Source organism: Pseudomonas sp. DNDY-54, assembly GCF_019880365.1.
Classification (GTDB): domain Bacteria; phylum Pseudomonadota; class Gammaproteobacteria; order Pseudomonadales; family Pseudomonadaceae; genus Stutzerimonas; species Stutzerimonas stutzeri_P.
In genome coordinates this window covers 4,305,174-4,317,292 of sequence record NZ_CP082271.1, presented here as the reverse complement: position 1 = coordinate 4,317,292, position 12,119 = coordinate 4,305,174, and the positions used below count along the sequence as shown (strand labels likewise).

The 12,119-nt window shown below is 61.7% G+C and carries 10 protein-coding genes and 1 tRNA gene; 7 read left to right on the top strand and 4 right to left on the bottom strand.

The features are described from left to right. Positions 1–42: 42 nt before the first annotated feature. A tRNA-Arg gene (locus K4O48_RS19960) sits at positions 43–119 on the bottom strand. Positions 120–544: 425 nt separating this feature from the next. Between K4O48_RS19960 and gabD the strand changes: the two genes are divergently transcribed. From gabD to K4O48_RS19940, 4 genes are all read left to right on the top strand, one after another. Then, the gene (gene gabD, locus K4O48_RS19955) at positions 545–1,993 is read left to right on the top strand and encodes an NADP-dependent succinate-semialdehyde dehydrogenase (protein ID WP_222910119.1); all 1,449 of its coding nucleotides are present in this window, start codon (positions 545–547) and stop codon (positions 1,991–1,993) included. A 334-nt stretch (positions 1,994–2,327) separates the two neighbouring features. Further along, positions 2,328–4,433 carry a 3-hydroxyacyl-CoA dehydrogenase NAD-binding domain-containing protein gene (locus K4O48_RS19950; protein ID WP_222910117.1) on the top strand — a complete coding sequence of 702 codons (2,106 nt, stop codon included), beginning with the start codon at positions 2,328–2,330 and terminating at the stop codon, positions 4,431–4,433. A gap of 43 nt (positions 4,434–4,476) precedes the next feature. Next, positions 4,477–5,673, top strand: coding sequence for an acyl-CoA dehydrogenase family protein (locus K4O48_RS19945; RefSeq protein WP_222910115.1), 1,197 nt, complete (start codon positions 4,477–4,479; stop codon positions 5,671–5,673). Between the two features lie 12 nt (positions 5,674–5,685). After that, the gene (locus K4O48_RS19940; RefSeq protein ID WP_222910113.1) at positions 5,686–6,828 is read left to right on the top strand and encodes an acyl-CoA dehydrogenase family protein; all 1,143 of its coding nucleotides are present in this window, start codon (positions 5,686–5,688) and stop codon (positions 6,826–6,828) included. 282 nt (positions 6,829–7,110) lie between these two features. On the opposite strand, the gene K4O48_RS19935 is transcribed toward K4O48_RS19940, so the two are convergent. Continuing rightward, positions 7,111–8,013, bottom strand: a complete 903-nt coding sequence (locus K4O48_RS19935) for an alpha/beta fold hydrolase (protein WP_222910112.1) — start codon at positions 8,011–8,013, stop codon at positions 7,111–7,113. A gap of 98 nt (positions 8,014–8,111) precedes the next feature. Between K4O48_RS19935 and K4O48_RS19930 the strand changes: the two genes are divergently transcribed. Then, positions 8,112–8,693 (top strand): TetR/AcrR family transcriptional regulator, encoded by a 582-nt coding sequence (locus tag K4O48_RS19930; RefSeq protein WP_222910111.1) that lies wholly within the window; start codon positions 8,112–8,114, stop codon positions 8,691–8,693. Positions 8,694–8,803: 110 nt separating this feature from the next. On the opposite strand, the gene K4O48_RS19925 is transcribed toward K4O48_RS19930, so the two are convergent. Beyond that, on the bottom strand, positions 8,804–9,586 hold the full coding sequence (locus K4O48_RS19925; protein ID WP_222910110.1) for an IclR family transcriptional regulator: 783 nt from the start codon (positions 9,584–9,586) through the stop codon (positions 8,804–8,806). A gap of 618 nt (positions 9,587–10,204) precedes the next feature. Here K4O48_RS19925 and rpmB point away from each other — a divergent pair. Then, positions 10,205–10,441 (top strand): 50S ribosomal protein L28, encoded by a 237-nt coding sequence (gene rpmB, locus K4O48_RS19920; RefSeq protein ID WP_019339373.1) that lies wholly within the window; start codon positions 10,205–10,207, stop codon positions 10,439–10,441. 11 nt (positions 10,442–10,452) lie between these two features. After that, positions 10,453–10,608, top strand: a complete 156-nt coding sequence (gene rpmG / locus K4O48_RS19915; RefSeq protein ID WP_045423166.1) for a 50S ribosomal protein L33 — start codon at positions 10,453–10,455, stop codon at positions 10,606–10,608. A gap of 60 nt (positions 10,609–10,668) precedes the next feature. Here rpmG and K4O48_RS19910 read toward each other — a convergent pair whose 3' ends face one another. After that, positions 10,669–11,979 (bottom strand): aspartate aminotransferase family protein, encoded by a 1,311-nt coding sequence (locus K4O48_RS19910; protein ID WP_222910108.1) that lies wholly within the window; start codon positions 11,977–11,979, stop codon positions 10,669–10,671. Positions 11,980–12,119: the final 140 nt, after the last annotated feature.

Sequence of the window (12,119 nt, the reverse complement as noted above, 5' to 3'; positions counted from 1 at the left end):
TCGGCTTGAGCTTTATAAAAAAGTTTATAAAACAAAGAGATATGGCGCACCAGGCGGGATTCGAACCCACGACCCCCGCCTTCGGAGGGCGGTACTCTATCCAGCTGAGCTACTGGTGCGCATGTGTTGCGGCGGTCTATTTGACCATTAGCTGACACCCTTCTCAACTCGGTGAGTATTGCCTTCGGAGGGCAGTACTCTATCCAGCTGAGCTACTGGTGCGGCGCGGGCGCAATCATACGCATCTCGCCGGCGGTCGTCCATGGCGCTTCGGCGGGCGAGTGGCGTCTGGTTTGACTGCCGCGAGCGTATGCGCTTATCAGGCTAGGCTATGAAGCGTTAGTTTTTTCGAACATGTTGTTGCGGGAGTTCCGGCGCCGGGCCTAGGATTTCGTTTGAGATTTCAAACGCTCGATGCGCTTCAGGAACCTGGCAGCGGCCTTTCGCTCTGACGGGTAGGCCCATCCTCGCGGGTTTTCCTTACATCCGGCCAGTCGGCCTTGTCCATTTATCGGCGCCCGGCGCCGGCTCGAAGGAGATTGCCATGCAACTCAAAGACACCTCGCTGTTCCGCCAGCAGGCCTATATCGATGGAACCTGGCAGGACGCGGACAGCGGACAAACGATCAAGGTCAACAACCCGGCCAGCAACGAGATCCTCGGCACCGTGCCGAAGATGGGTGCCGCCGAGACGCGTCGGGCCATCGACGCCGCCGAGCGCGCGTTGCCGGCCTGGCGTGACCTGACAGCCAAGGAGCGCTCGCAGAAGCTGCGCCGCTGGTTCGAACTGATGATGGAGAACCAGGACGACCTGGGCCGTTTGATGACCCTGGAGCAGGGCAAGCCGCTGGCCGAGTCCAAGGGCGAGATTGCCTACGCCGCCTCGTTTATCGAGTGGTTCGCCGAGGAAGCCAAGCGCGTCTATGGCGACACCATTCCAGGCCATCAGAAAGACAAGCGCATCATTGTGATCAAGCAGCCGATCGGCGTGACCGCGGCCATCACGCCGTGGAATTTCCCGGCGGCGATGATCACCCGCAAGGCGGCTCCAGCACTCGCAGCGGGCTGCACGATGGTGGTCAAACCGGCCAGCCAGACGCCCTTCTCCGCATTGGCGCTGGCGGAACTGGCCGAGCGGGCCGGTATACCTAAAGGCGTGTTCAGCGTCGTCACCGGCTCGGCGGGCGATATCGGCAACGAGCTGACGGCTAATCCGACGGTCCGCAAGATCAGCTTTACCGGTTCTACCGAGGTCGGTGCCAAGCTGATGGCCCAATGTGCGCCGCGGATCAAGAAGGTGTCGCTGGAACTGGGCGGCAATGCGCCGTTTCTGGTGTTTGACGATGCGGACCTCGATGAGGCCGTCAAGGGGGCCATGCAGTCCAAGTACCGCAATGCCGGTCAGACCTGCGTCTGCGTCAACCGAATCTATGTTCAGGAGGGTGTGTACGACGCGTTCGCTGAGAAATTCCAGGCGGCCGTGGCGAAGCTGAAGGTCGGTAATGGACTGGATGAAGGCGTCGACATCGGACCGTTGATCGACGACCGCGCCGCGGCCAAGGTCAAGGAGCATATCGAAGATGCGGTGGCCAACGGTGCTCAGGTCGTTACCGGCGGCCAGGCGCACAGCCTCGGCGGGAGCTACTTCGAGCCGACCCTGATGGTCAACGTGCCGCACGATGCGAAAGTGGCCAAGGAAGAGACCTTCGGACCGCTGGCGCCGCTGTTCCGCTTCAAGGATGAGGCCGAGGGCATCGCGCTGGCGAACGATACCGAGTTCGGGCTGGCAGCCTATTTCTATGCCCGCGATCTGGGACGGGTATTCCGCGTGGCCGAAGCGATCGAGTCGGGGATGGTTGGCGTTAACACCGGCATGATTTCCACCGAGGTGGCGCCATTTGGCGGCGTGAAATCCTCCGGCTTGGGCCGTGAAGGCTCCAAGTACGGCATCGAGGACTATCTGGAAATCAAGTACCTCTGTCTCGGACTGTAATCCCGAGCGCTGCAAGGAGTCGGTTCCCGTCCCGGAGCCGGCTCCTTTCTTATTTATGAAGGGGTATCCCGCTCGCCTATGACGGGCGCGGTTACCGAGTTACAGCGGCTGTTTGGTGTCGTCTATGGGCTGGTACCACAGCGATTGGTCTAGATCTGCCGCCAAACGGGTCACGTTGCGCTTCGAGCCCGTTTGATCGTCGACCAAGCCTTGTCAGTCGGGACGTTTGCAGCCAGTCTCTCGACATGCAGAAATGACTCAACTATTCTGCTGTGCGAAACGTAGTTCCGTGAAATAACAAATCCAATCACCATTTCACAAGCGGAGGCCTGTCATGACGGATGTCGTACGGCTCGAACGTCAGGGCGAGATTGCTCTGATTACGGTCAATAACCCACCGGTCAACGCACTGGGGCAAGCGGTGCGTCAGGGCTTGCTGCAGGCCTTTCAGCGCGCAGAGGCGGATGAGCAGGTCCGTGCGGTGGTGCTGGTCTGCGAAGGGAACACCTTCATTGCAGGTGCCGACATCAAGGAGTTCGGCAAGCCTCCGCAAGCGCCGAGCCTGCCGGAGGTAATCGAGGTTATCGAAGGCTGCAGCAAGCCGAGCGTAGCGGTGATCCATGGCACTGCGCTGGGCGGCGGACTTGAGGTCGCGCTGGGTTGTCATTACCGCATCGCCCGCAAGGACGCCAAGGTCGGTCTGCCGGAAGTGAAGCTGGGTTTGTTGCCCGGCGCCGGCGGCACCCAGCGGCTGCCGCGTCTGGCCGGTGTCGAGAAGGCGCTGGACATGATTGTCAGCGGCACGCCGATCAGTGCTGCTGAGGCGGTCGAGCACAAGATCGTCGACGAGCTGTTCGAGGGTGATCTGGTGGACGCCGGCCTGGCTTATGCCCGTCGTATGGTTGAGGAAGGCCGCGCACCACGCCGCACGGGCGAACAGACTCAAGGTCTGGAGGGCGCCGACAACGAGGCCCTGATCCGCGCCAAGCACGCCGAGGTGGCCAAGCGCATGCCCGGGCTGTTCTCGCCGCTGCGTTGCATCGCGGCGGTCGAGGCGGCCACCCAACTGCCGTTGGCCGAAGGTCTCAAGCGTGAGCGTGAGCTGTTCGCCGAGTGCCTGGATTCGCCGCAGCGTGGCGCCTTGGTTCATTCATTCTTCGCCGAACGCCAGGCGGGCAAGATCAACGATTTGCCATCCGATGTGAAACCGCGGCCGATCAAGACCGCCGCGGTGATCGGCGGCGGCACCATGGGTGTCGGTATCGCCCTGAGCTTTGCCAATGCCGGTGTGCCGGTGAAGCTGCTGGAAATCAATGACGAGGCGCTGCAGCGCGGCTTGCAGCGCGCCCGTGATACTTACGCCGCCAGCGTCAAGCGCGGCAGCCTGACCGAGGAGGTGATGGAAGCGCGCCTCAAGCTGGTCGAAGGCGTCACTGACTACGCTGCACTGGCAGACGTGGACGTGGTGGTCGAAGCCGTGTTCGAGGAAATGGGCGTCAAGCAGCAGGTGTTCGAAAAGCTGGACGCTGTGTGCAAGCCAGGCGCAATTCTCGCCTCCAACACATCATCGCTTGATCTGGATGCCATTGCCGCCTTCACCAAGCGCCCTGAAGACGTAGTCGGCCTGCATTTCTTCAGCCCGGCCAACGTCATGCGCTTGCTGGAAGTGGTGCGTGGCGAGAAGACCAGCAATGAAGTGCTGGCCACCGCCATGGCCATCGGCAAGCAGCTGAAAAAGGTCTCGGTGGTGGTTGGCGTTTGCGACGGCTTCGTCGGCAACCGCATGGTCTTCCAGTACGGCCGCGAGGCGGAATTTTTGCTGGAAGAGGGCGCCACACCGCAGCAGGTCGATGGCGCTCTGCGCAACTTCGGCATGGCCATGGGGCCGTTCGCCATGCGCGATCTGTCCGGTCTCGATATTGGCCAGGCGATCCGCAAGCGCCAGCGCGCGACCCTGCCGGCGCATCTGGATTTCCCCACGGTCTCCGATAAGCTCTGCGCCGCCGGCATGCTCGGGCAGAAGACCGGCGCCGGCTACTACCGCTACGAGCCGGGCAACCGCACGCCACTGGAGAACCCCGAACTCGTGCCTATGCTGGAAGCAGCGTCGCAGGAGAAAGGCATCGAGCGAAAGGCGCTGGACGAGCAGTACATCGTCGAGCGCTGCATCTTCGCCTTGGTCAACGAGGGCGCGAAGATCCTCGAAGAAGGCATCGCCCAGCGTTCCAGCGATATCGACGTGATTTACCTGAACGGTTACGGCTTCCCGGCCTTCCGCGGCGGGCCGATGTTCTATGCCGACAGCGTTGGCCTGGACACCGTACTGGCGCGGGTCAAGGAACTGCACGCACGTTGCGGCGACTGGTGGAAGCCAGCGCCGCTGCTGGAAAAACTGGCCGCCGAAGGCCGCACCTTTACCGAATGGCAGGCCGGGCAATGAGCGCGACCCGCCTGCAATCCGAACGCACCATGAGGACCTTCCCATGAACGTCAACTACACGGCCGAAGAGCTCGCCTTCCGCGATGAAGTGCGCGCCTTCCTGACAAACGAGCTGCCGGCGGACATCGCCGCCAAGGTCAAGCTCGGCAAGCATATGTCCAAGGAAGACCATCAGCGCTGGCAGCAGATCCTGGTCAAGCGCGGCTGGTACGCGCCGGGCTGGCCGGTGGAACTGGGCGGCACCACCTGGGGCCCGGTGGAAAAGCACATCTTCGACGAGGAGTGCGCCGCGTTTGGCGCACCGCGTAGCGTGCCCTTCGGCGTCAACATGGTCGCCCCGGTGATCATCAAGTTCGGCACCCAACAGCAGAAGGACTATTACCTGCCGCGCATTCTTTCCGGTGAAGACTGGTGGTGCCAGGGCTACTCCGAACCGGGCGCCGGCTCCGACCTGGCGAGCCTGAAGACCCGCGCCGTGCGCGACGGCGATCACTACGTGGTCAACGGCCAGAAGACCTGGACCACCCTCGGCCAGCACGCCAACATGATCTTCTGCCTGGTGCGCACCGACCCTGAAGCCAAACAGCAGCGCGGCATCAGCTTCCTGTTGATCGACATGAGCACGCCGGGCATCAGCGTGCGGCCGATCATCACCCTGGACGGCGACCATGAGGTCAACGAAGTCTTCTTTGATAACGTCCGCGTGCCGGTGGAAAACCTCGTCGGCGAGGAAAACCAGGGCTGGACCTGCGCCAAATACCTGCTGACCCACGAGCGCACCGGCCTGGCCGGTATCGGCGCGTCCAAGGCAGCGCTGGCGCACCTCAAGCGCATCGCCATGAAGGAAGTCTGCGATGGCAAACCGATGCTCGAAGACCCGCTGTTCCGCGCTCAGGTGGCGGAGGTCGAGATGCAGCTGATGGCTATCGAGATGAGCACCCTGCGCATCCTCGCGGCGGCGAAGGAGGGCGGCGTGCCTGGTGCCGAGTCTTCGATCCTCAAGGTCAAGGGCACGGAGATCCGCCAGGCGATCACCAGCCTGCTGCGCAAGGTTATCGGCCCTTACGCGTTGCCGTTCCTTGAAGAGGAAATGCAGCTGGACTACGAAGGCGATCTCTTGCACGCCGACTACAGCGCGTCGCTCGCTGGCGACTACTTCAACATGCGCAAGCTGTCGATCTTCGGCGGCTCCAACGAAATCCAGAAGAACATCGTCTCGAAGATGATTCTCGAGCTGTAAGGGGGCACCGCAATGGACTTCAAACTGACTGAAGAGCAGCAAATGCTGCAAGACACCGCGGCGCGTCTGGTGCGCGACGCCTACCCGTTCGAGCAGCGCGAGAAATTCAGCGAGTCGGAGCTGGGCTTTTCCTCCGAGTTCTGGGGGCAGCTGGGCGAGCTAGGCCTGACCGCCGTGCCGTTTGCCGAGGAGATCGGCGGCTTTGGCGGCGGTGGTGTGGAAACCATGCTGGTGATGACCGAACTGGGTCGCGGCCTGACGCTGGAGCCCTACCTGCAATCGGTTATCTATGGCGGCGGCCTGCTCAACCAGCTGGGCAGCGACGCGCAGAAAGAGGATCTGCTACCGCAGGTCGCGGCCGGTTCGCTGCAACTGGCGGTGGCATTCGACGAGCCGCAGAGCCACTACAATCTTCACGATGTACAGACCAAAGCCGAAGCGGCCGACGGCGGTTATCGCCTGTCCGGCCGTAAGGCTGTGGTGATTGGCGGGCACAGCGCCGGGAAGATCATCGTCTCCGCACGCAGTTCAGGTGATAGCCGCGATGAGGCCGGCATCAGCCTGTTCCTGGTCGATCCGAATGCTCAAGGCGTCAGCCGCCGCGTGTACCCGACCATCGACGGACGCAAGGGCTGCGAGCTGTTCCTCGACAACGTGCAGGTCGGTGCTGACGCCGTGCTTGGCGAGATCGGCAATGCACTGCCTGCCCTGCGCTACCAGCAGGGCCGCGCCATTGCCGCGCAGTGCGCCGATGCGCTGGGCAGCATGGACGAGGCCTGCAAGCTGACCCTCGACTACCTCAAGACGCGCAAGCAGTTCGGCGTGCCGATCGGTAAGTTCCAGGTGCTGCAGCACCGCATGGTCGACATGCAGACCGAGCTGGAACAGGCCACCAGCATGGCGATCCTCGCTGCGACCTTTGCCGACGGCGAAGACAACGACGACCGCCGCCGCATCATCGCCGCTGCCAAGTACATCTGTGCCCGCGCCGCACGCAAGGTGGCCGAGGAAGCGATCCAGCTGCACGGCGGCATCGGCATGACCTGGGAATACAACCTCGCCCACCACGCCAAGCGCCTGGTCATGATCGCCCACCAGTTCGGTGACGATGATCATCACCTGAAGGCGTACGCGAAGTTGATGCAGGTGGCGTAACGCGCAATCGCGACACACGACCGGGCCATATGGCCCGGTTTTGCTTTGCAGGCATCCCTCTATATGACGGGCTGACCGGCGCTCCGCTTTAGCTCACCGTTGTGGTGAAGGTGATGACGAAGGGCAAGCGGACCTGCCACCCGAGCGCGATGCAAGGCGAAGAGAGCAGCGCTTAAATTGCTGCGTAGGGTGGGGCTTTAGCCCCCCGAGATGGTGTTGGTGGTGGGCTGAAGCCCACCCTACGGGGGGAAGTGCCTTCCTCTGGCCAGTGCGCCTCTTAGCCTAACTCGCGTTGACGAGCGCATCAGGCGGGTTGTGCTGGCATTGTTCAAGTTCTGGCAGCAAATAGCCCGACCAGAGCGTCGGTGCGAAAGCTTCACGGAAGAAGCCGAAATGACCGATACGATCCGCGCCCACTTCACTCGGGGCTATGCGTTGCATGCTCTTCGGTGCGCCGGTATAGAAGCCGTGCAGCGATTCGGTACTGCGCGCCGACATCATCTCGTCATCAGTGAATGACAGCGACGTCAGCGGGGTCCGTACCGCGGCGAACGCCTGGTGCATGGGTTCGCCCTCCACCCCGATCAGGTATTCCGGATGCAGGCACCAGCGGCGCCATTGGCGGATGACGCCGGCCGGCAAGTCACCCACTGCGCCGATGCGGTCGCCGGGAAAGTAGCCGGCTATGGCGGTTAGGGCCGGGGCAAGACCGTGCCAGAGCAACCAGGCCTTATGCTTGATCTGCGGGCTGTTTTCGCGCCAGTAACCGCTGCCGGCCGCAATGGTGACGATTCGGGTAAGCCGCTCGTGGCCTTTGACGAGAGGCAGGATCTGCGCGCCGACGCTGTGGCCAATCCAATAGAGCGGTAGCGCGCCAGCCTCCTCCGCAACTGTTGCCAATACCGCGCTGCAGTCGTGGCGAGCCCAGTCGAGGATGTCCACCTTGAGCTGGCGCAGCGGAATCTGGCGCGAGCGGCCCATGCCCAGATAATCGAACGTGACGACCAAATAGCCACGGTCGGCCAGCCAACTGGCGAACGCGGCGTAGAAGCGTTGCTTGACGCCCATGGCCGGTGCAATCAAAACGGCGCCGCGTGGCGCACCGCTCGGTGGGTACCAGTAGCTGGACAAAAGGTGACCATTGCCGTTATCGATCCAACGCTCTCCAGCCTGTATCGTCGCCATCTTCAGTTCTCCGCACTTTTTGGATTGCCGCGATCGGTGCAGTATACGAACAGTGGAAGATAATTCTAGAAAATAATTCTAGTTACGTTGGAGGTCGGATGGCCCGTAGTAGCCGCAAGCAGGAAATCCTCCAGGCCGCGCTCGCCTGCTTCACCGAGTTTGGGGTTGAGGCGACCACCATCGAGATGATTCGCGACCGTTCCGGCGCCAGCATCGGTAGCCTTTACCACCATTTTGGTAACCGCGAGCGAATCATCGCCGCGCTTTATCTGGAGGGCATCGGTGAATACGCCGCGCGGCTTGAGGCTGGGCTGATCGAAACGCTGGATGCCGAGGCCTGTGTCAGGCTGTTCGTCACGAGCTACATCGATTGGGTCACGGAGAATCCCGACTGGGCACGCTTCGTTCTGCACAACCGCGGACGGGTCGAGGCGGGGGAAATGGGTGAACGGCTGCGCGACGTCAATCAGGCCCATGGCGAGCGGGTCAGCGCCATCTTGCGTCGGCACCGCGACAGCGGCGCCTTTCGACGGATGCCGGGTGATTGTTTTCTGGCCGTGGTGATCGGGCCTTGCCATGACATGGCGCGCAACTGGCTGGCTGGACGATCACGTACCGCGTTGGTGGATTGCAGAGACCTGCTGGCGGACATCGCCTGGGCCAGCGTCAGGGCGCAGTGAAAACTTAACGCTCGTTCCTGCCTGATCCGGCGGTTGCCGCGTGAAAGCGGCGTATGTGCACGGCCTGCTCGTATGGGCACGACAACAGGGCCGGCTTGGCCAGCAGACGGTCAGACGCCCAGACTCTCGATGTCGCGAGCGAGCATCTCCAGCTGGTGTGCCAGCGAGCCGCGCAGGGTCTCTTCGCTGAGCTGGAACGACGGCGCGCCGCAGGTCAGCGCCATGATGCTGCCGTCAGCCAGGTGCAGCGGGACGCCGGCCGCCTTCACGTTCCGGTCCCAGTCGCCTAGCGACAGGCAGAAACCGTGCTGACGAAACTCCTCGAAGGAGTCTTCCAGCGATCGCTTCATGGCAGGCCAGTCGTCGCCGTACTTGGTTTCCAATGCGGCCATCAGATGCTCGCGCTCTTTTTCGGGCGTCGCGGCCAGAAAGGCGCGGCCTGCGGAGGTCGTCGCCAGTGGCAGGCGCACCCCAACATCCATGCGCAATGTCGAGACCTCGGCGGGGCGGCAGTTTTCGATGTAGATCATCGATAGCCGATCGCGACAGGTCAGGCCAACGGAGGTATTGGTGCGGCGGGCGAACTCGTCCATGTACGGCTTGGCCAGCTGGCGAACACGCAGGTTGGACACGTAGGCATAACCCAAGGCGAGCACGCCGGAGTCGAGTTGATACTTCTCCAGTTGCTGCGAGTAGCTGAGATAGCCGAGCTTGGTCAGGGTGTAGGTCATGCGCGACACCGTAGGCTTGGGTAGCCCGGTGATACGAGCGATATCCTGATTACCCATCACCACCGAGCCGTGGGTGAAGGCGCGCAGCACATCCAGCCCACGTGACAGGGCCTCGACGAATTTACGATCCTTGGGGTTCTCGATGTCTTCAGCGTCGCTCATGGGGTGTCGGTCTGTCTGGTTGTGGGGCAGCGGGCGCGAACGATAGCAGATCGCCTGTAAGCCGGCAGCGTGCCGTATAAAGGTCCGTTTTGGACGCCAAGCTAGGATGGCAATCGGCGGACCGCGTGCGTTCATTCCATAGTAGCGGAAAAAAACGGCCTTGCATTCCGCAGTGCAAAACAAAAGTTCGCGAATGGTGTTTCGCGAGCCTCATAAAAGCCGGTGGATGCTCTCAGTGCCAATAACAAGTCTTCGCACCGAGAACGCGGGCGTCATGCGGCCTCTCTGCGCACCGGCGTCAGTATGGCGGTAGATACCTCTATATGAAGCGGATGTCGCAGCGTGTAGGTCGACGAACGGCGAAACCATGCGGCCCTGCGCAGCGGCGGTCTTTGCGACGCTCACCCTCGAATAGGCAGGAACGAGAAAAGCACACCGCGCTTGTTGCTCCAGGGCCTTTCTGATATAAAGCAGCGCTCTTTTCTAGGGGCCCGGTTTCTTCGCTTGTCGCGTAGCCGGTAAGACCCCAACGAAACGTGGCGCTGAGCGCCAAATGACTAGTGAATTCAAGCGGCCAACCCATGCCGGGTTGGGCATGTGGTTTTAGAGGGCTGAGGCATGTCGAGAGTCTGTCAAGTTACCGGTAAGGGTCCGGTAACCGGGAACAACATTTCCCACGCGAACAACAAAACCCGTCGTCGTTTTCTGCCGAACCTGCAGCATCACCGCTTCTGGGTCGAGTCCGAGAACCGCTTCGTACGTCTGCGCCTGACTGCCAAAGGCATGCGCGTTATCGACAAGCGCGGCATCGACGCCGTTCTGGCTGAACTCCGCGCTCGCGGCGAAAAGGTTTAAGGAGAACTATCATGCGTGACCTGATCCGTTTGGTGTCCAGCGCCGGTACCGGCCATTTCTACACCACTGACAAGAACAAGCGCACCACTCCCGACAAGATCGAGATCAAGAAGTACGATCCTGTCGTGCGTAAGCACGTGATGTACAAGGAAGCCAAGATCAAGTAATTGATCGGCCCTTGAAGAAAAACCCGCCAATCGGCGGGTTTTTTCGTTTCTGGTGCTAGATCAGCATGTTTTGCGAATCGCGTCGGCCAGCCGCTCGATCATGGCGTCGACATGTTCTCGTTCGACGATCAGCGCAGGCGACAACGCAATGGTGTCGCCGCTGGCACGCGCCAGCAGCCCGTCCTCGAAACACTGGCGGAACACTTCATAGCCGCGCTTGCCGACGCCATCGGCGTGGGCCGCAAAGTGAATGCCGGCCACCAGCCCCACGGTCCGGATATCCACTACGTTCGGCAGGCCCTGGAGGCTGAATAGCGCGTCCTGCCAGTAGCCTTCCATCTCGATGGCCTTCTGAAACAGGTTTTCGCGCTGATAGATCTCCTGTGTCGCCAGCGCTGCGGCGCAGGCCACCGGATGACCGGAATACGTGTAGCCGTGGAAAAACTCGATGGCGCTTTCAGGGCCCTGCATGAACGCGTCGTGAATCCTCTCGTCGACGATCACGGCACCCATCGGGATTGCCCCGTTGGTCAGTCCCTTGGCGCAGGTGATGATGTCCGGCGTGACGCCCCAGCGCTGCGCGGCAAAGGCCCCGCCGACGCGGCCAAAGCCGGTGATCACCTCGTCGAAGATCAGCAGGATGCCGTGCTTTTGGGTGATTTCGCGCAAGCGCTGTAGATAGCCCTCAGGTGGCAGAATCACACCGGCTGAACCGGACATGGGTTCCACAACCACGGCGGCGATATTTTCCGCGCCGTGCAGCGTAACCAGTCGCTCCAGCTCGTCGGCTTTTTCCGCACCGTGTTGCGGCAGGCCACGGCTGAAGGCGTTGCGTGCCATGTCGAGCGTATGCGGCAGATGGTCGACCCCCGGCAATAGCGCACCGAACGCCTTGCGGTTGTTGGCCATGCCGCCCACTGAAATACCACCAAAACCCACACCGTGATAGGCCAGCTCCCGCCCGATCAGCCGCGTCCGGCTGCCCTGGCCGATGGCGCGCTGGTAGGCGAGCGCAAGCTTCAAGGCGGTGTCGGCCGATTCCGAGCCGGAATTGGTAAAGAAGACGCGATTGAGCCCGGCGGGGCTGATCTGCGCCAGCCGCTCGGCGAGTTCGAACGGTAATGGATGGCCCATCTGGAACGTCGGTGCGAAATCCATGTGAGCGATCTGTTTGCTGACTGCCTCGGTGATTTCGCGTCGCCCGTGCCCGGCGTTACAGCACCACAACCCCGCCGTGCCGTCGATCACTTTGCGTCCGTTGGTGTCGGTGTAATACATGCCCTCAGCGCTTTCGAGCAGCCGGGGGTTGCCTTTGAACTGACGATTGGCGGTGAACGGCATCCAGAAATGTTCGGTGGAATCGTGGGTCATGACTCGCTCCGGCAGGGCGTTTTCGACGGCTATGCTGTGACGCGGCCTATATTCCCGCGTGTGGCCAGCAGTTTCGGCGAGTCTATGTTTAATAAAACGAACAAAACAAGGCAGAAACGGCCCCTTCGTAAAAAATATTG